The organism is Corynebacterium sp. Z-1 (assembly GCF_031844665.1).
Lineage (GTDB): Bacteria > Actinomycetota > Actinomycetes > Mycobacteriales > Mycobacteriaceae > Corynebacterium > Corynebacterium sanguinis.
Genome location: NZ_CP134621.1, coordinates 399,644 through 418,797 on the forward strand (window position 1 = coordinate 399,644; position 19,154 = coordinate 418,797).

16 protein-coding genes and 2 pseudogenes are annotated in these 19,154 nt (G+C 62.4%); 9 read left to right on the top strand and 9 right to left on the bottom strand.

Annotated features, from left to right (window positions below; genetic code table 11):
• Positions 1-218 precede the first annotated feature (218 nt).
• Positions 219-1,448: an IS110 family RNA-guided transposase gene (locus tag RIU96_RS01890; RefSeq protein WP_144741714.1), complete on the bottom strand. Its 1,230-nt coding sequence runs from the start codon at positions 1,446-1,448 to the stop codon at positions 219-221.
• A gap of 100 nt (positions 1,449-1,548) precedes the next feature.
• Positions 1,549-2,898, bottom strand: coding sequence for an IS256 family transposase (locus RIU96_RS01895; RefSeq protein WP_144317273.1), 1,350 nt, complete (start codon positions 2,896-2,898; stop codon positions 1,549-1,551).
• A gap of 390 nt (positions 2,899-3,288) precedes the next feature.
• Between RIU96_RS01895 and RIU96_RS01900 the strand changes: the two are divergent.
• The 3 genes and pseudogenes from RIU96_RS01900 to RIU96_RS01910 form a co-directional block, all read left to right on the top strand.
• A pseudogene (locus RIU96_RS01900) lies at positions 3,289-4,411 on the top strand (IS256 family transposase); the annotation flags it as partial.
• A gap of 227 nt (positions 4,412-4,638) precedes the next feature.
• Positions 4,639-4,899: pseudogene (locus RIU96_RS01905) on the top strand (integrase core domain-containing protein); the annotation flags it as partial.
• A gap of 198 nt (positions 4,900-5,097) precedes the next feature.
• Positions 5,098-5,457, top strand: coding sequence for a hypothetical protein (locus tag RIU96_RS01910; protein WP_181730032.1), 360 nt, complete (start codon positions 5,098-5,100; stop codon positions 5,455-5,457).
• Between the two features lie 34 nt (positions 5,458-5,491).
• On the opposite strand, the gene RIU96_RS01915 is transcribed toward RIU96_RS01910, so the two are convergent.
• A complete protein-coding gene (locus RIU96_RS01915; RefSeq protein ID WP_136649178.1) occupies positions 5,492-6,481 on the bottom strand; it encodes an ArsO family NAD(P)H-dependent flavin-containing monooxygenase in 990 nt (329 codons plus the stop codon).
• Entirely contained in the window at positions 6,474-6,815 is a 342-nt protein-coding gene (locus RIU96_RS01920; RefSeq protein ID WP_006841301.1) for an ArsR/SmtB family transcription factor, read from the bottom strand. Before RIU96_RS01920 ends, RIU96_RS01915 begins: the two co-directional genes overlap by 8 nt.
• Positions 6,816-6,895: 80 nt before the next feature.
• Here RIU96_RS01920 and arsB point away from each other — a divergent pair, with 80 nt between their 5' ends.
• The 4 genes from arsB (at position 6,896) to RIU96_RS01940 (ending at position 11,106) form a co-directional block, all read left to right on the top strand.
• Entirely contained in the window at positions 6,896-7,948 is a 1,053-nt protein-coding gene (gene arsB / locus RIU96_RS01925) for an ACR3 family arsenite efflux transporter (RefSeq protein ID WP_311205075.1), read from the top strand.
• Positions 7,945-8,361, top strand: coding sequence for an arsenate-mycothiol transferase ArsC (locus RIU96_RS01930; RefSeq protein ID WP_144317654.1), 417 nt, complete (start codon positions 7,945-7,947; stop codon positions 8,359-8,361). Before arsB ends, RIU96_RS01930 begins: the two co-directional genes overlap by 4 nt.
• A gap of 223 nt (positions 8,362-8,584) precedes the next feature.
• On the top strand, positions 8,585-10,417 hold the full coding sequence (locus tag RIU96_RS01935) for a DUF262 domain-containing protein (protein ID WP_311205076.1): 1,833 nt from the start codon (positions 8,585-8,587) through the stop codon (positions 10,415-10,417).
• Positions 10,418-10,581: 164 nt separating this feature from the next.
• Complete coding sequence (locus RIU96_RS01940) at positions 10,582-11,106, top strand: hypothetical protein (protein WP_311205077.1); 525 nt, start codon at positions 10,582-10,584, stop codon at positions 11,104-11,106.
• Here the strand turns inward: RIU96_RS01940 and RIU96_RS01945 are convergent.
• The 4 genes from RIU96_RS01945 to RIU96_RS01960 form a co-directional block, all read right to left on the bottom strand.
• Entirely contained in the window at positions 11,103-12,221 is a 1,119-nt protein-coding gene (locus tag RIU96_RS01945; protein ID WP_311205078.1) for an MFS transporter, read from the bottom strand. The two genes, RIU96_RS01940 and RIU96_RS01945, sit on opposite strands and share 4 nt — an antisense overlap.
• Positions 12,222-12,281: 60 nt before the next feature.
• Entirely contained in the window at positions 12,282-13,508 is a 1,227-nt protein-coding gene (locus RIU96_RS01950; protein ID WP_144317650.1) for an acyl-CoA dehydrogenase family protein, read from the bottom strand.
• Positions 13,509-13,570: 62 nt separating this feature from the next.
• Positions 13,571-14,998, bottom strand: coding sequence for a DUF5129 domain-containing protein (locus RIU96_RS01955; RefSeq protein ID WP_144317649.1), 1,428 nt, complete (start codon positions 14,996-14,998; stop codon positions 13,571-13,573).
• A gap of 13 nt (positions 14,999-15,011) precedes the next feature.
• On the bottom strand, positions 15,012-15,722 hold the full coding sequence (locus RIU96_RS01960; RefSeq protein ID WP_144773687.1) for a hypothetical protein: 711 nt from the start codon (positions 15,720-15,722) through the stop codon (positions 15,012-15,014).
• A gap of 142 nt (positions 15,723-15,864) precedes the next feature.
• On the opposite strand from RIU96_RS01960, the gene RIU96_RS01965 reads away from it, so the two are divergent.
• Both RIU96_RS01965 and RIU96_RS01970 read left to right on the top strand, forming a co-directional pair.
• Entirely contained in the window at positions 15,865-16,716 is an 852-nt protein-coding gene (locus tag RIU96_RS01965) for an alpha/beta fold hydrolase (RefSeq protein WP_136652607.1), read from the top strand.
• A 102-nt stretch (positions 16,717-16,818) separates the two neighbouring features.
• Positions 16,819-17,931 carry an ABC transporter ATP-binding protein gene (locus RIU96_RS01970; RefSeq protein ID WP_311205079.1) on the top strand — a complete coding sequence of 371 codons (1,113 nt, stop codon included), beginning with the start codon at positions 16,819-16,821 and terminating at the stop codon, positions 17,929-17,931.
• Here the strand turns inward: RIU96_RS01970 and RIU96_RS01975 are convergent.
• On the bottom strand, positions 17,928-19,148 hold the full coding sequence (locus RIU96_RS01975; RefSeq protein WP_144823642.1) for a dicarboxylate/amino acid:cation symporter: 1,221 nt from the start codon (positions 19,146-19,148) through the stop codon (positions 17,928-17,930). The two genes, RIU96_RS01970 and RIU96_RS01975, sit on opposite strands and share 4 nt — an antisense overlap.
• Positions 19,149-19,154: the final 6 nt, after the last annotated feature.

Sequence of the window (19,154 nt, forward strand, 5' to 3'; positions counted from 1 at the left end):
ATTTAGCGGGTCGTATTTTCCAATTGCCGGATTAGATAAGGTTGCGGGTGACTCACTCCATCCTGGAATAGCCCTGTTCGATTTCCGAAATCTGTTCGTTGCGATTCGTCTGTCCACGGCCCCGCAGCGGCTTATAGGGCGGGTAAGAGAGGGGGTCAGGAACACGTCTCGCGACGCATCGGCTCGTTCCGCTGAGGTTGCGATGCTCCTATATTGTGTCAAGAGCTTTTCAGAAATTTTTCGTAGGCCGATGCTAATTCCGTCAATGGACGTTTTCCAGTCTCGATGTCACTGATCCTCGCCGGGGCACACCCCAAATGCTTCGCTACAACCACCTGGGTGAGATGCTTCGCGATACGCAGTTCTTTCAACTCATCCCGACGAAGATCCCTGGGCTGTGACGTACTGCGCCTGGTGCATATGACCCGGTAGATCTCCCGGACGATCGCGCGCTTCAGGCAGCGAATAATCTCCCTTTTCGACAACCCCTCCTCGGTACGCCGGGCGACGTACTCCCTGGTGCGCTGGTCACACTTCATCCTCACCATAGCGATTCGGTACAACGCTGAGTTCGCCCGCCGGTCACCACCACGATTGAGCCGGTGCCGGTTGGTTCGCCCAGAGCTTGCCGGCAGTGGAGCCACTCCACATAAGTGCGCCAGCGCTGCTTCGGAGTGGATGCGCTCCGGATTATCGCCGATGCTGATCAGCAGATCAGCGGAAACAAGAGCCCCACATCCCACGATGTTGCTGACATGGGGATTGATCACTGACACCAGGGCAGCGATCCGGGTTTCCAGCTCATCGCACTGCACCCGCAATGCGCGGTAGGTCGTGGCCAGAATCTTCAGGCTGGTCAGCACACCATTTCGCGGATCAGTAACATCCGACGACGGTCGGCAGTACACCAACGCGTTGACCAGAGCGTGGTTGGTCATCGTGGCGTAGCGGGTGCGGATGTCATCAGGGGCTGTGACCAGCAACGACTTCATCGTTGTGATGAGTTTCGCGGTGGTGGACACCAGCTGTTTCCGGGTGATCTGTAACGCTCGTAACGACTCCACCGGGCCCGTAGAATCTTTAGGCGTGCTCAGCCCTTCCCCGGTCAGGACCTGTCGCGCGGCGGCAAGGGCATCCACCGGATCTGATTTCCCGTCCCGGCGTCGAATGCTGCGGGCCGGGCGCAGGACTTCAACGACCGTGTAACCACGGTCTATGAGGTGCCGGGTTAATCCGGCACCGAAGGAGTTGGTTCCTTCTACTCCGACGGCGCAGACACCGTGCTTGCTGAGGAACTCGGCGAGGTGCGTGTAACCGGGCCTGGTGGTGGGGAAGGTTTCGGTGGCCAGGTGCCGGCCGGTTGGGGTCACCGCGGCGACGGTGTGGGTGTCGGTGTGGGTGTCGACCCCGGCGACGGGGCTTGCGGAGAGGTCGATGTCTGTGGTCATGGCTGTCAACGCTTTCGCATAGGGAAGTGATGAAGGTAGCCGCTGATCCGAGGGTTCGAGCAGACGAGGGTGTCCGATTCTTTGTGTGCGGGGGCTTGGTTTACAAGTAGTCCGCGAATCGGTCGGGGTATGCCACGGCTAGTTGGTTGATGGCTTGTTTCCACCCGGTGGCTTTCGCTCCTTCAATATAGCCGCTGCATTCGATGGCGCGCTTCGCTTTCTTCGCTCGCTGGGCAGCGCGCTTGTCCTCGATGTTGCAGATCATCAGCCACAGCGTTTTCAGCGCCGCAGTATCGTTCGGGAACTGGCCGCGGTTGCGGGTGGCTTTCCGCAGCTCAGCATTCAGCGATTCGATCGAATTCGTGGTGTAGAGTACCCGCCGTGCCGCAGGCGGGAACTGCAAAAACGGCACAAACCGGTCCCAGGCGTCGCGCCAGACTTTGACCGATTGCGGATACTTCCGTCCCAGCTCGGACGCCTCGAACGCGTCCAGGGCGGCGCGGGCGGTGTCCTCATTCGGCGCGGTGTAGACCTCCCGCAACGCGCTGGATACGGGTTTGCGGTCTTGGTAAGACACCCACCTATTTGCCGCCCGGATCAGATGCACGATGCAGGTCTGCACCATGGAATTCGGCCAGGTTGCCTCCACGGCGTCCGGCAGGCCTTTGAGCCCGTCGCAACAGACGATGAACACGTCTTGGACCCCACGGTTGGCAAGGTCAGCGCACACGGATGCCCAAAAACTGGCGCCTTCATTGTCTGCGATCCACAATCCCAGGATGTGCTTGATGCCGTCCATGTCGACGCCTACCGCCATGTAGCAAGACTTGTTGACCACGCGGTGGCCATCGCGGATTTTTACGCGTAGCGCGTCGAGGAAGATCACCGGGTAGAACTCGTCCAACTGGCGGTTCTGCCACAGCATCACCTCATCAAGCACCGCGTCAGTAATCGTGCTGATGGTATCCGGGCTCATGTCCACCCCGAGGGTGGTGGCGAGGTGGTGCTGAATATCGCGCACGGTCATCCCACCGGCGTACAGCGAGATGATCATGTCGTCGAGCTCGGTCAAACGGCGCGACCCCTTCGGCACCATCTGCGGGGTGAACGTGCCGGCACGATCCCTGGGCATGGTGACCTCTAGTCGGCCGTAGCCGGAATCGACGGTCTTGGTGTACGACCCGTTGCGGTGATTGCTCTCCTGTGCGGTTTCCAACCGGGCTTTCGCCTTACGGTCGGCATGGCCGTAGCCCAAATGTGCATCCATCTCCGCCTGCAGACCGGCGTTGATCGATGCCTGCAACAGGCCTTTGACCAGATCGCTTGCATCATCTGCAGAGGTCGACAGTTCGCTGATCAAGCTGGCGAGCTCAGGATTTTCCATCAGCTTCTCGCTGATCTCATTGACCCTTGCCGGGTCGTGGCCTTTCTTCGGTGACACCTTAGTCATTATCGGTGAAACTCCTTCTAGATCAGAGCCTCACACACAAACTTCCTGACACCCTCGAGCAGACAGGACACTGATGGGACTACTACTATGGCACCTGCCGGGGTGGTCACGGTGAGAGGTCACGCTCCTATGAGGTCATGACCGAATCGCCGGATCGCGGTGCGGGGCGAGAACCAGCCCGGAAGACAGATCGCAACGAAGGCACACAATCAGATTGTGGCCAGTCCGTTAGTGGGTCATTCCGGATGGTTCTTGTCCCGCACTCCCATTATCAGTGTCCTTTAGCGTGGTGTATCTGTGACTGCCGGTGAGGGGCCTCATGAATGCGTGAGGCGACCACCGCAGTACCTTTCGAATCCGTAACCACACTTCCTCGAAAGGGAAACCACGATGGCCGCTGGACCCTATTCTATCGACCCCACCACCTACCTCGACGAATTGCTCGCCCAAGCATCCCCCGATCTCATGCGAGAAATGCTTCAAGGCTTCATCAACCAGATCCTCTCCACCCAGGCCGACCAAGTCTGCGGCGCCGACTACGCCACCGTCAGTGATGCGCGCACCAACGTCCGCAACGGCTACCGCCACCGCGACCTCGACACCAGAGTCGGCACCATCGACGTCGCCGTGCCCAAACTCAGAACCGGCTCGTTCTTCCCGGACTGGCTGCTCGAACGACGCACCCGGGCCGAACGGGCCCTGACCACCGTGATCGCCACCTGCTACCTCAAAGGCGTCTCCACCCGCAGGATGAACGACCTCGTCGCCACCCTGGGGATCAACAATCTCTCGAAATCGCAGGTCTCAGAGATGGCCAAAGATCTCGATCAGATGGTGGAGGACTTCCGCACCCGACCCCTGGATACCGGCCCCTACATCTATGTTTCCTGCGACGCGTTGACCATGAAGGTGCGTGAGGGCGGACGGGTCGTGAAAACCTCCGTGCTGCTGGCCACCGGCGTGAACGCGGAAGGCTACCGCGAACTACTCGGCATGCAGGTCGCCACATCCGAGTCCGTGGCCTCCTGGACCGGTTTCTTCCGCGACCTGAAAGCCCGCGGCCTAAACGACGTCTACCTGGTCACCAGCGACGCACACTTGGGCATCCAGCACGCCATCGGCGAGGTCCTGCCGAACGCCTCCTGGCAACGGTGTCGCACGCATTTCGCGAAGAACCTCTCGTCGATGGTGCCGAAGACCCAGTGGCCGACTGTGTCGGCGATGTTCCATACGATTTTCCAGCAACCCGACTCGCAAGCGGTGTGGAAACAGGCCCACGACGTGGTGGAATTCTGCCAGCAGAAATTCCCGCACGTGGCCGACTACCTGGAGGAATCACTCGACGAGCTGCTGGCGTTCACGAACACGCCAAGGACGGTGTGGACGAAGGTCTGGTCGAACAACCCCACTTCAGCGGTTGAACCGGGAGATCCGCCGGCGCACCGACGTCGTGGGGATCTTCCCGAACCGAGATGCCGTCGTGCGCCTGGTCGGGGCGGTGCTGGCTGAGCAGCACGAGTGAGAAGGATCCAGCAGAAGCGCTACATGTCGCTGACGGCCCTGGACCAGACGAAGACCATGATGAACGCCAACGTCATCGACGCCGGCGAAGCCACTCAGGAGGTCGCATGAGCCAGTCGCAACACCGGGCTCGTGCCGGTCCCTGAGATCGTCATGCTGCCTGTTTTATCGAAAGGGCAGATACACCACTCGCGTGGACTTGACCCATTTAGCTCACGATGCACGATGCTAGGGGTGACCCAATCGATGGCAGCGGTGGGAACCAGCGCAGACAACGCGCTAGCGGAGTCGTTCAACGCGACATTGAAACGCGAGGTGCTGCAAAACCGGAAATGCTTCGACTCACTGCTGCACGCCAGACGGGACGTCTTCGCGTGGTGTGTGCGCTACAACCAGAAGCGCAGACACTCATGGTGCGATTATCTGTCGCCCCTCGAGTTCGAAAACCGCACCTGCGGTAAACTCACCTTGACCGCATAAGTTCAATTCCCTGTGTCCACTTTCCAGGGGTCGGGCCCCTACCCGCAGTCCATTGCTGCCACCGCTAATAAATACGGCCTAGCCGATACTCACGCAGCACCCCATTAGGGATACAGCACGACCTCGACATACGATTCGACGTTGTTCCTCGAGACCCGCAAACGCGATCACGGCCTAGGAGACCCTATTCTTACGGCGTTGGCCACTGCGACACCCGTGGCTGCCGTCGGTTACCGTCAGGATTATGGAACCGCCCAGCTACCAGGGGTGATCGGCACGAAGTGGGGATGGTCTGACGACCGCACCTCCCTGCACGCCAGCGCCTCGTACGGCGAAGATTTCTCGGTTTCAGCCCATACCTTCGGGCCCGCCGCCCAGCTCACCGCCGACGTGCTCGGCGCCTTTGCACACCAGAACCCGGCGCTGCACCGCGCGATCGACGATACTGCCACCGCGGTGCACCAGGCGGTTGATACGGTCACCAGCTCTGCCGCGCCCGGTGATGTGCACCGCGCAATTGACGACGCCGCCTGGCGCGCGCACGAGATCGTGCCTTAGCGCTGTTTCGCTTCGACTCAACCCAAAAGACTCCTCACACGTTCTTCTGGGAGCGCACGTTGCTCGCGATTTCTTGCGCCACCCGCTTCGCGTACGGCCCTACCCCGGTGATAGTGGCTGAGCCGGGGCCCACCCAATCGCCGTAGCCGACGAGGTAAAGGCCGCGCGGGGCGGCGTCGACAAGCAAGCGCACCGGCCCCAATGCTGGCCGAAAACCGGTGCACCAGATGAGGTGGTCGGCGTCTACCTGATCGAGTGAATCAAAAATCGGCGTTGCTCGAAGCAGGCCCGAATCGCGGGCGTCGCGCACCTGGGGGAGGACCACGATGTCGCCCAGGTCGGAATCGGCGCCGGGGTCCTCCTCGCCGCGCAGAATCGCCAGCATGCGCTCGCGGTTTCGCGTAAACAGAACTCGCCCATCAACGTCATCGGGCATCCATCGCGGCTCATGGCGGGTGTACCAGGTGACCTCTGCGACGGTTGAGAGTTCCGCCGCAATTTGCGCCCCCGAATTGGCCGCACCGACAACGGCGACTCGACTACCGCGGAAGGGATCTGGCCCGGGGTAATTCGCCGAATGCCACTGCATTCCGCTGAAAGCGCCAGGGTAATGGGGAACAAATGGCGCCGACCACGTCCCCGTTGCAGCGACTACATTATCGGCTGTCCATTCCCCCGCATCGGACCGCACATGGAAAAGGCCATCGTAGTCAACGCGGGTGACGCGCACCGGCCGAACGACGGGAATTTCGTAGCGGCGCTCGTATTCCGACAAGTACTTCACGACGTGATCCGCAGGCGGAAACCCCGTGTAGTGGGGCATCGGCCACCCGGGCAGATTGGAAAAGTCTGACATGGAAAACAACGTCATCGATGGCCACACGTGGCGCCAGGCCCCTCCTGGCGCGGGCTGGTCATCCACGACGATGTAGTCCACACCCGCGCGACGCAAGTAAAACGCGGTAGCGAGCCCGGCCTGGCCACCGCCGATCACAACGGCCTCATGGTGCGCACGTTCACCCAATGTCCAGCACCCCCCGGAGCTCCCGGAACACCTCAGGGCGCACAGTATGAAACACGCTGCGGCCCTGTTGGTGACGGGAAAGCAAGCCCGCATCGGTGAGCTTTTTCAAATGGTGCGACACCGTTGGCTGGCTCAGGTCCAGGATATCCGCGAGTTCGCCGACCGTAGTGGGCCCGCAACCCTCGCCGGCGAGGTGGGACAAGATCTGGAGGCGCACCGGCTCGGCGAGCACCTTGAACAGCAAGGCGTACCGTGCCGCGTCGTGGTCGGAAAAGCGCCCCGTAGAAAGGGGGCAGCAGGTGGTGGTGGCGTCGGCAAGCACGGGTGAAGGCATAGGTACAGCATATATTGACGGCAATCTATATTGGAAGTATATTTCCATCGATAGATGTCAATATGACCCGAAAGCGAGACATGTCACTCCTCGATCGCCTCCTCCCCCTATGGATCCTGCTCGCCATGATCACAGGCCTTCTGCTTGGCCGCCTCATTCCCGGCCTCGACACCTTCCTCGATTCAATGAGCGTCGGCGGAATCTCTTTGCCCATCGCACTGGGACTTCTCATCATGATGTACCCGCCACTGGCCAAAGTGCGCTACGACAAGACGAAGGAAATCGCCGCTAACAAGCGCCTCATGGCGATCTCCCTAGTGCTGAACTGGATCGTCGGTCCCGCGCTGATGTTTGCGCTGGCCTGGATCTTCCTTCCCGACGCCCCCGAACTGCGCACCGGCCTGATCATCGTCGGCCTCGCGCGGTGTATCGCCATGGTGCTGGTGTGGACCGACCTGTCGTGCTCCGATAGGGAAGCCACCGCAGTCCTAGTGGCGATCAACTCACTCTTCCAGGTCCTCATGTTCGGTGTTCTCGGGTGGTTTTACCTGCAGATTCTTCCGTCCTGGCTCGGACTGTCCACCACGACGGTGAACTTCTCCTTCTGGGCGATTGTCGGTTCAGTCCTCGTCTTCCTCGGCATCCCGCTGGTCCTAGGCGCGCTCTCGCGCGTGGTGGGGGAGCGGCTGCGCGGGCGAGCGTGGTACGAGAACACATTCGTGCCGGCGATCTCACCCCTCGCACTTGTGGGTCTGCTCTACACAGTCGTACTGCTGTTTTCCCTGCAGGGGGAGCAGATCACCTCCCAACCGCTCACCATCGCGCGCATGGCCCTGCCCCTCCTGATCTACTTCGTGGGCATGTTCTTCATCGCCCTGTTTGTGTCCAAGGCCGCGGGGCTGAACTACGCGCAATCCGGTGCCGTTTCCTTCACCGCCGCGGGCAACAACTTTGAGCTGGCCATCGCGGTCTCCATCGGCACCTTCGGCGCCGCCTCAGGTGAGGCGCTCGCCGGTACGATTGGACCCATGATCGAGATCCCGGTCCTCGTCGGACTCGTCTACACCATGCTCTGGCTTGGACCCCGCCTCTTTCCCAACGATCCCACTCTGCCCGAAAGGACCACCGCATGACATCCATACTGTTCGTCTGCGTCGGCAACGGCGGCAAATCTCAGATGGCGGCAGCACTCGCCGAGAAGTACGCCGCTGGCAGCCTGGACATCCACTCCGCCGGCACCAAGCCCGGCACCAAACTCAATTCGGAATCCGTCGAGGCTATCTCCGAGGTCGGTGCGGACATGTCCCAAGGCACTCCGAAACCCATCGACCCTGAGCTGCTATCCACCGTCGACCGGGTGGTTATCCTCGGCGAGGACGCGCAGCTAAACATGCCTGACGACGCCCAAGGCGCGCTCGAGCGCTGGGTCACCGACGAGCCTTCCCAGCGCGGCATCGAGGGAATGGAACGCATGCGACTAGTACGCGACGACATCGACGCGCGCGTGCGGGGTTTGCTTACTGAGCTTGGTGTTGGGGCGGAATAGGGGTTTGGAGAGGGTCAACAACCTGCCCAGGAAAGGTTCCCAGCCTTTCTGAGAACATCTACCTCCTAGTTAGAGACGCATCGGCGAGGGGAAATGAGAAGTACTGGTACTCGCGGTTCATCCAAGTGCGCGAGTCACACTCTGGGAGACTGCGGAGGCGGGGTTCGGTAGCCTGGAATTTATCGTCGCAGGTAGCGGAAAACGTTTTTAAGGGAGAGAAACCGTGGAGGCTGACACCAAACCGCTTAAGAGGATCATGTCCGTCGAAGGGAGGTACGTGATCCCCACTTTTCAGCGTGATTATGAATGGACAAAGGACGGGCAGTGGGAGCTCCTCTTTGAGGATCTTGACTCTTTAGCCGGCCGACTAGGATCCGCCAGGGCAGAAGCAGAAGCCACCGGTTCTTCACGAGCCAGGGCAGAAAAAAGTGTTGCCCCCCACTTTCTGGGTGCGGTGGTGTGTGACCAGCTTCCCTCTCCGACCGGTGGTCTCACTCTGTCAGCGGTTATTGATGGACAGCAGCGCCTGACGACTCTGCAGTTGCTTCTACGCGGGGTGCTCGACGTTCTACAGGAGACAGGATCTTCACGACTGCGGCAGGTCAAGCGCCTACTTGAAAATCCTGAAGATGTTATTGATCACGACCATGAGCGCTACAAGCTATGGCCCCGGCGAAAAGACCGCGACGTTTGGCCGGTGGCCATGTCTGATACCGTGCCGGCCTACGGCCCTGAGGACCATCTATATCTGCAAGCCCGCCAGTATTTTGCGGATTCCGTGCGTAACGCGTTAGTGGATGACCACGGGAGGGATCGTACTGATGATTTTGTTGATGCCTTACTTGATTTATTTAAGCTGGTGGTCATTGATTTGGACGATAATGACGACGCCCAGGTCATTTTCGAGGTTCTCAACGGTCGCCAAACTCCGCTATCCGCTTCGGATCTGGTTAAGAACCTCTTGTTCCTGCGCGGAGAATTAGCCGATGAACAGGAGCTTGACGAGCTCTATGACGCTTATTGGGCCGAGTTTGATGAGCCGTGGTGGAAGGGGAAGATTGGTGTCGGCCACGCAGCTCGTGCCCGACGCGATGTCCTTCTGTCCGTATGGCTAACTGCTGCTTCTGGGAAAGAAGCAAATGTGGGCCACCTTTATGGCGAGATCCGTCAGTTTCTGGCTGGGGGCAACTATAAAACTAAGGACATCTTGATGGAGCTGTCTGAGTACAGACAGGCCTACAAAGCCATCTACGGAGTCGCCGACGCGGGTTCGACCCGTCTGGCCCAGTCCTATCGCAACCTGGTGGCTCTCAAGCTACTGACCGCGGTCCCTCTGTTGGCATGGATGCGGACACTGCCCGCAAGCAGGTTGTCCCTCGCGGACCACGAAAAGACTGTTGGGGCGGTGGAGTCCTGGGTAGTACGGCGAATGATGCGGGGAGACAATACCCGTGGTTATGGCGCAGCTTTCCAAGGCGTGCTTAAAAATGCACAAGCTGCTGCGTGTGATCCAGAAGCTGATATCGCTGCTACCGTCGTTGCGACTCTAATGGCGAGCCCCAACTCATTGGCCTGGCCTTCCGATGCCGAGATCACGTCAGCTTTCACTCAGGATCGTTTTTATGATCGGTTCACCCAGGAGCGTATCCGTCTCATACTAGGTGCCATTGACATGCAGATGCGTTCCGAAAACCCGAAGACGGAACCAGCTGTATTCGACTATTCACGGTTGCAGATTGAACACCTTATGCCCCAAAGCTGGAAGACGCACTGGCCATTGCCATCGAGTGTGAATGAGAATTCCGCCCGGCGGGATCTCGCCACCGCTGAACGCGCGCTGGCGGTGGACCGTATCGGCAACCTAACGTTAGTCACCTCCGCGTTCAACCAGGGTGTTTCAAATCTCGGGTGGGAGCAGAAGCGCCCTGAATTAGCTGCTCAATCCGCCCTACAGTTGAACATTCCTATTGCCGCTGCCCAGCACTGGGATGAGGCGACGATCACTGCGCGAGGGGCTGACTTGGCGGAAATCGTCTGTAGGATTTGGCCCCGCTAGGACGGGGAGAAGCCAATTCAGCGTTGGGTAAAGGCGCGCCAGAACTGCCACTTGGTTTATCCCATTTGAGCCGCCACGAACGCCCCCCATGTTTCACGTGAACCATATGCTTGGAGTGACCGGCGGAACGCCCCCGCCAAGCCCACCACTCGGAGGATTTCACCATGAAGTTTGACCGGTTACCCCTCGCAGCCAGTGCAGCACTCGCAGCCCTCGCGCTCACGGCTTGTGGCCCCATTGACACCCGAGACCCGGCGACGCACACAGTGACGTCCAGCGTCACCATGACAACCGCGACCTCCACGACCGCGGCCACCCAGCCGAGCCCCACCACCTCAGCCCGCACCCCGAAGCCCGCCGCGCCGCCGATCACCGAGCTTCAGACGGACATCGGCGGAAAGATCACCGTGAACGGGGAGCCAGCCGTGGTCTGCGTATTCGGGGACGGCTTCGGCATCAACACCGTCGCAGCTGGGTCCAATACCTCCTGCGAATTCGCCACGGCCACCCTCAACGCTGCTACCTCCAGTCTCAACGCCACCTACGACAACGTCAGGGACATCCTGCCCGCGACTGTCACCGCGCACAGCCCCGTCACCGGGCAGGACTACCGGATGCAGTGTGCCGTCGACCAAGACAAAGTCATCACCTGCCGCGGCGGCGACAATGCCGCGGTGTTCATGTACTAGCCTTTGCGACGCACCGCGGCAGCGTTAATCCCCGCCACCGCCACCAATAGCAGCGCGTCAACGCCAAACCCAAGGACCGGAGTGACGCCGTAGAGAGGCAGCAGTGTTAGCGGTGTCAGCGCGTTACCGAAGAATCGGAACGCCTGAACGGTGGAGAGGAGCTGCCCGCCAGCGGGTGAGGCAAGCACCAACATGTTCACGGCAACCTGCGCGCCCTGCGCCGCGAGCACCGCGACGCCCCACAGCACCGCCAGCACCAGCATGGACGGACTGAACGCGATACCCAACACGGCCGCAGCCGCAACGAGGAGTGAGACGACCATGACGGGGCGCGGGCCGAAGCGGTCAGCCAGCCCGCCCACAGGCCGCGCCAACACGAACGCGGTCAGTCCGCCGGCCATCACAATGAAGCCACGTGTGAGAGGTGGGGCGTCGAGAAGCGAACCAGCGTGAAGCGCGATCATGAAAGACAGCCCGATCACACCCGTCCCTACGGCGAGCAGCGTGAGGCAGGCACGGATGACGGGCCACCCCAGTACCCGGGAGACGTTGCTGCCGCCCGGCGCGGGCACGGCGGGTAGGCCCACGAGCACGATGATGACCGCGAAGACCAGCAGCACGACGTACATCCAACGCCACGAACCGAGCGTGACGGTCGCGCCCCCGACGAGCGGGGCGGAAAACAGCCCGAAGGATTGCATCGCCGCGTACGTGCCCAGCGCCTTACCCAGCTGCTCCGGCGGGGTGATGTGGCGCAGGATGAGCTGCAGCAGGGGAGCGGTGAACGCGTTCGCGATACCCGCGGAGATATAGGCCGCGAGGAACAGCCACCACACCGGGGAGAACACCAGAACCACCGAGGCGCAGGCGATGACGACGTACGCGGTGCGCACCACCCGCGTGGGCTGGAGGTTTCTCACTATGTAGGTGAAAAAGAGCTTAGTCACGGCGAACGGCAGCATGTACGCCGTCATCGTCAGCGAGGCCAGGTGCAGGGAGATGCCGAAGTCGGAGGCGAACTCAGGCAGGACCACCGACAGTGACTGGCCGGCGAACGGCCCCAGAAAGCCGCCGATCATGATGCAGAGGTAGCGCAGTCGGTGAAGATTCGGCATGGGCAAGATTATGCCCCGCTGGCCGATTTCGCCCGCCGCGTAATCGGCCAGCAGAGAAGCTTAGGCGAAAGCCCCGATCCCGGTCATCTTCTCACCGAGGATCAACGTGTGCATCTCGTCGGTTCCCTCGTAGGTGCGCACGGATTCAAGATTCGCCGCGTGGCGCAGCGGGGAGTAGTCGTGGACGATGCCGTTGCCGCCGAAGATGGTCCTCGCCTCGCGGCAGATGTCGATGGCGGTGCGGCAGTTGGCTAGCTTGGCCACCGAAATCATGGGAATTTCCAGCGTCCCGGCGTCCTTGGCGCGCCCCACGTGGAGAGCGAGCAGCTGCCCCTGGTTCAGCGCCACGGCCATCTCCACCAGCTTCTTCTGCGTCAACTGGAACGAGGAGATCGGCCGGCCGAACTGGGTGCGCTCACCGGCGTACGCGACCGCCTGCTCAAGGCTGTCGCGCGCGGCACCCAGCACGCCCCAGCCGATGCCGTAGCGGGCCTCGTTAAGGCACATGAGCGGGACCTTTAATCCGAAGCACCCAGCCAGGAGGTTCTCCTCGGGCACGAGGACGTTCTCGAGCACGATGTGCGACTGCGTGGACACGCGCATGGACAGCTTGTTGTCGATCGGCTGCGGGTTGAACCCCTGCGCGCCCTTGGGCACGAGGAATCCCGCGACCGTTTCCTCCCGGTCCGGCCTCGCCGCGTCTTCGTGGCCGGCCTCGATCAGGTCAGCGGTGCTCACCTTCGCCCACACCACAGTGATGTCGGCGAGGTGGGCGAGCCCGATCCAGCGCTTCTCACCGTTGAGCAACCAGCCCTCGCCCTTCTTCAGCTCGGCTCGGGTGATCATGGACGCGGGATCGGACCCAGCGGTCGGCTCGGTCAGACCAAAGGCGCCGATCAGCTCACCCGCGGCCATCTGCGGCAGGTACTTCTGCTTCTGCTCCTCGGTACCGTGCTTGTGAATAGAGGTCATCGCCAGCGAACCAAGCACAGACAAGATGGTACGCAGCCCCGAATCGGCGGCCTCAACCTCCATCATGGCCAAGCCGTATTCCACCGCGCTGCGCCCCGGGCAGCCGTAGCCCTCGAGGCGCGCGCCGATCATGCCCATCTCCGCGAAACGGGGGACGAGCTCGAGGGGGACGTAAGCGTCCTCGAACCACTGGCCCACGTGCGGTTTGACATTTGACTCGATAAAGCTGGCGATGTCGTCGCGCCACTCGATCTCCTGGGCCGAGAGCAACGAGTCGAAGTTGATGAGGTCAGAAGCGTACGTGTTATCTGCCACGATGTCTCTCCTTAGCGAACCGTAAGTTTCTGACCCCACGATACGCCGTATTCTTGCCACCCCTAGTAGCTGCTCGAACCACCCCCGCCTGAGAAGCCAGAGCTAAACGACGTGTTCGTGCCCGACGAGGAGGAGGATTGAGCGGCCTGGACGTTGGACGAGTGCCAGCTGCTCATAACCACGAAGGGCACGTACCCGGAGTAGTAGTAGTTGGAGTCGTACAGGGCGGGGCGCTGCAGCTCGTTGTGCTCCTCGACGTCGCTGAACTTTGTGCGCTTCACGACCTCGAGGAGCGTGCGGTAGTCGCCCAGCACGCGCACGAAGGAATCCATGAAGTCGGGCGCGGTGGGGTTGCGGTCGAGCTCGTTGACCCGGGCCTCGAGCTGGGCGATCTCGGCCTCGATCTCCGCATCGTCGATCTCAAGCCTGGCCTGCATCAGGTCCTCGCGGATGGCGGTCAGGTCCGAGCGGCGCGCCGCAGCGTCGCCGTTTTCCACCTTGAACATGCGGTTGATGTTGTCCTCGGCGTTGTTGGTGTGGCGCACGGCCTCGGCGGCGTCGGCAAGCTGCTCCTTGTTCGCCAGGACCTGCTTGTCGTCGCCGATGTCGATGCTGCCGATCCCGCCCGCGCCGGACACCGCGTCGTGCATATTCAGGAAGCGGTCCCGCACCTCGGCCCACTGTTTGCGCATCTCATTGTCGGCAAAAGCGCTGGTCAGGGAGTTAGCACGCACGTCGATCTCGTTGAGTCGCTGGGCGAGCTGCGAGTACTCGCGGGTGACCAGCTCGTAGTCCTCGCGGCCCTGTGCAAGCGTATTCCTGCGGCTGTTGGTCATGGCGACGGCAATCGATCCCACTGCCAAAGAGAGCCCGCCAGCGGCGGCGCCAGCGCCGATACCGGACATGACACGATCTCCCTGCGCGTCGTTGAGCTCGTACTGCTGGATATCATGCGCATCCATCGCGGCCCGAGCGCCGGCGAGCAACGCCCCCGGGATGTTGTTGTCGCGCATCCCGGGCTTGATCTCCTCGTTGACGGCCTCGAGCCGCTCTCCCTCTTTCAGGTGGAGCTGCTCTAAAACGTCCAACCCGGCAAATGTGAACACTTTGCGGTTCTGCGTCCCGGCACCGATGATGAGCACCCCGTCCGCGAAGTGATCTGCACCGATCTCATCGGGGTAGTTGTCGCGCATGAAGTTCTCAACGGTGTCGTTGATGTTTTCGTCGCTCTCGTTGAACACTATCCAGTGCAGGGTGCGCACGGTGTCGGGGGCGTCGAGAAGCTGAGCGTCGCGCGTTAGCCGCGCTTCGTCGTCGGGGGTAAGGAGGTCGTGGGGGTCGTCGATAACAACAGTGGGCGCGCCGACGGTGTTGACCACCACCGCCTCGGGGGAGGGGACATTTATCTGGCTCATGGTGGCACCCGCCGCACCCAACCCAAGCAGCGCGGAGACCGCCACGACGGCACCGATTTGACCGAAGTTCGCCATGGCGCTGATTTTACTAGAACGGCTCCGCTACAACCCGCCCAATAACGACCATGCCTGGCTCGATAATCTCGGTCAGGTTCGCTTCGACGGTCTCTGGAGAGTCGCCGGTGAGGAACCACCCCGACCAGGCCTCCTTGCCGGGGGAGTAGAAGCGGTCACCCTTGCCGATGATGTTCAGCGTTGCGTCGCGCAGCCAGAGCGGTCCGACGAGGGAGGAATGCTCAGTGCCCTCAAGCAGCGCGAGCTCCGGTTGGTAGGCGATGACGTGGGAGCGCGTGATCAGGGCGTCGAAAAGCGAATGCACGTGGGGGACAGCCGCCTCGGTGCCGAGGTAGACGACGGTGATGAGCGAGAGCTCCGCCGTGCCGACTCCGTCGCGCGTGCTCAGGCTGGTCAGGCCGCCCAGGGCGGAGGGGAAGCGGGTGGTGGCGAGGTTGTCGTCGATGAAGAAGGCCTCGATGCGGTCGTCGCGGTCGATGCCGTGGAAGTCGACCAGCGCGTTGAGCTCGTAGAGCCCCATCGAGGCGGGGTCGCGGAGGTTGCCATAGGCGGCCTCGGTGCGCAGGTCCCAGAGGATGAAGTCGTCGTCGATCGGGTGCGGGCGCGGGGAGAACGCGAGGATCTCGGCCCCGCTGGCCTCCGTGCTGGCGCGCCACGCCTCGTATGCGGCGCCGAGGTCCTCATCGTGCGCGATGAAGTGCGTGGTGACGATCTCGGCGGCCATGGTCCAGAGGATAGCGCCGCCGGCGATGTTTCACGTGAAACATCGCAATCCCTACCTCTAGGCAGGCCCCTCAGGCGCCGCTTTCCGTCCCCCGAGCGCGTGTACGCTGGCGCGTGTCAACCACCCACACAAGGAGAACGCCATGAACACAATCACCACCACCGACGGTGAACGCCTCGCCGTGTACGCCTACGGCGATAGCAGCCGCACGCCCCTCGTCCTCGTGCACGGTTATCCCGACGACCACTCCGTATGGCAGCGGGTTATTCCGCACCTCACCGACGACTTTTACGTCGTTGCTTACGACGTCCGCGGGGCGGGCGAGTCCACGACTCCCGCCTCCAGCGATGCCTACACGCTCAGCCAGCTCAGCCACGACCTCGCGACGTTTATCGACGAGGTTCTCGAGGGCCGCCCCTTCCACCTCGTCGGCCACGATTGGGGCTCGATTCAGAGCTGGGAATCCGTGACCTCGCAGGAATTCGAAGGCAAGATCCTCAGCTACACGTCGATTTCTGGGCCGAACCTTGATTACTCGGCGCTGGTGATGCGCCAAAGGGCGTCCCGCCCGCTCGATCTTGCGCGGGCGTTCGCGCCGCAGTGGTACGTCGGTGTGCTCTACGTCCCGTTTCTTCCGACGCTGCTGTGGAACTCGATTACGCCGGAGAAGTGGCAGAAGCGCGTTGCGGCGGAGGAGAACGACGACACGATCCCCGTCAACCCGAACGTCTCCGACAACGGCCGCAACGGGTCCCACCTCTACCGCGCCAACTTTGGCAGCCGCTTCTCCTCGCCCCAACCCCGTAAGCCCATCTGCCCCGTGCAGGCCATCGTGGCCGTGGACGACAAGATCGTCCACCCGTCGCTGATCAACGAAATGCGCCGCTGGAGCGACGACTACACCCAGACCTACGTCGACGGTGGGCACTGGGCCGCACTGGGCAACCCCGAGGGAGTCGCCGAAGCAATCGCGTCCTTCGCCAAAAAGGTGTAGCGCCGCTGGCGATGTTTCACGTGAAACATCGCGTGTAGGTTAGGGGGACACCCGCCACTAAGGATCGTTCGGCGCGTACCCGCCGATGGAGGAGAACCACACATGGCTACCGTCAGCTTTGACAACGCAACGCGCGTCTACCCGGGGGCGGACACACCCTCGGTCGACGCGCTCAACCTCGATATCGCGGACGGGGAGTTCCTTGTCCTCGTCGGCCCGTCCGGCTCGGGCAAGTCCACGGCCCTGCGCATGCTCGCCGGCTTGGAGGAGACCAACAGCGGCCGCATCCTGATCGGCGGCCGCGACGTCACCGCCCTGGAGCCGAGGGACCGCGACATCGCCATGGTGTTTCAGAACTACGCGCTCTACCCGCACATGTCCGTGCGCGAGAACATGGGCTTCGCGCTCAAGCTCGCCGGCATGGACAAGAATCAGATGAACGAGCGCGTCGAAGAGGCCGCCCGCACCCTCGACCTGACCGAGTACCTCGACCGCAAGCCGAAGGCGCTCTCCGGCGGCCAGCGCCAGCGCGTGGCCATGGGCCGCGCAATCGTCCGCGAGCCGCAGGTCTTCCTCATGGACGAGCCGCTGTCCAACCTCGACGCTAAGCTGCGCGTGCAAACCCGCACCCAGATCGCCAGCCTGCAGCGCCGCATGGGCGTAACCACCGTCTACGTCACGCACGACCAAACCGAAGCCCTGACCATGGGCGACCGCATCGCCGTGCTCAACTTCGGCGTCCTACAGCAGGTAGGCACCCCGCGCGAGCTTTACGATGCCCCCCGCAACGTCTTCGTCGCCGGCTTCATCGGCTCCCCGGCCATGAACCTGGCCACCTTCACCGTCGATCGAGCCTCCCGCACCGCCCGCGCCGGCGCCGCGAGCATCCCGCTTGACGACGCCCACCTCAACGCCGCCGAAGACAGCATCGTCCTGGGGTTCCGCCCCGAGGCCCTCGAGCTCGTCGGCGCCAGCGAGGCCGGCACCCTGCCGATCCGGATCGACTTCGTCGAGGAGCTCGGCTCCGATTCCTACCTCTACGGCCACCTCGACGGCGGCGGCTGGGTCCCCGTGGGCCAGGCCGACGACTCCACCGGCAGCATCGTCGTGCGCACCCCGCCGCGCAGCGACGTGCGCGAGGGCGAACTCATCCACGCGCGCGTCACCCCGGGCGGTCTGCACGCGTTCAGCGCGTCAACGGGGGAGCGCATCTAAGCCCGGCTCTCCACAGCGGTGGGGGCGTCGTCAAGCTTGTAGCCCTCGATGCGACCGGCCGCGAAGCGGTTGAGGATCATCGCGATCGCGCCGTCGCCCGTGACGTTCGCCGCGGTGCCGAAGGAGTCGACCACGATGTACGCGGCGATCATCAGCGAGATCGCGGATTCGTCGAAACCGAGGTTGGCCTGCAGGAGGCCGACCGCCGCCATGATCGCGCCGCCCGGCACGCCCGGCGCGGCGACCATCATGATGCCGAGCAGCAGGAGGAAGCCGAGGATCTGCGCGGGCGCGACATCCATTTGCCCCATGTAGACGATCGCGAGCGCGTACAGGGTGATCTTCATCATCGACCCCGACAGGTGGATCGTCGCGCACAGCGGGACGACGAAGCCGGCGACGTTCTCGTCCACCTTGTTCTTCAGCGCAGAGGCGTAGGTCACCGGGATCGTCGCGGCGGACGAGGACGTGCCCAGTGCCGTGAAGTAGGCCGGCAGCATGTTACCCAGCGCGGTCAGCGGGTTGCGGCCGGCCACGACGCCCGCGACGACGTAGAGCAGAAAGATGATCACGAGGGTCATCACCACGGACAGCAGCAGGACGGTCCCGAAGGCGGCCATGGTGGAGCCGAGGTTGTCGTTCATGCCCAGGTTCAGGAAGGTGCCGAAGATGTAGATCGGCAGCAGCGGGATCACGAACGAGGTGACCACCTTCATAATCACCGCCTGCAGCTCGTCGAGCACGCGGTACATGGTGGTGGATTTCACCGAGGTCATGGCGATGCCGATGACGAACGCGAGCAGAAGCGCCGACATGACGGCCAGCGGCGCGGGCATCTCCACCTCGAAGTAGGGCGCGAGGCCGCCGGCCTCGGGGTCGGCGACGTCGGTGTTCAGCGTGCGGCCGCCGAGCAGAGTGGGGTAGAGTGCCGTGGCCGTCGCCCACGCGATGAGGCCCGAGACGATGGTGGACACGTAGGCGATCCCGGCGGTAACGCCAAGCCACTTGCCCGCGCCGCGGCCCAGGCCCGCGATCGCCGGGGCGATGAGCGCGAAGATGAGCACGGGCACGAAGAAGCCGAGGAAGTTGGCAAACAGTCCGTTGAAGGTGACAAAGACGCGAGCCAGCCACTCGGGGAAGAAGAGGCTGCACACAATGCCCAGGAGGATCGCGATGACGATCCAGAGCAGCAGCGAGCTGAGGATTTTTGTTTTCATGCATGA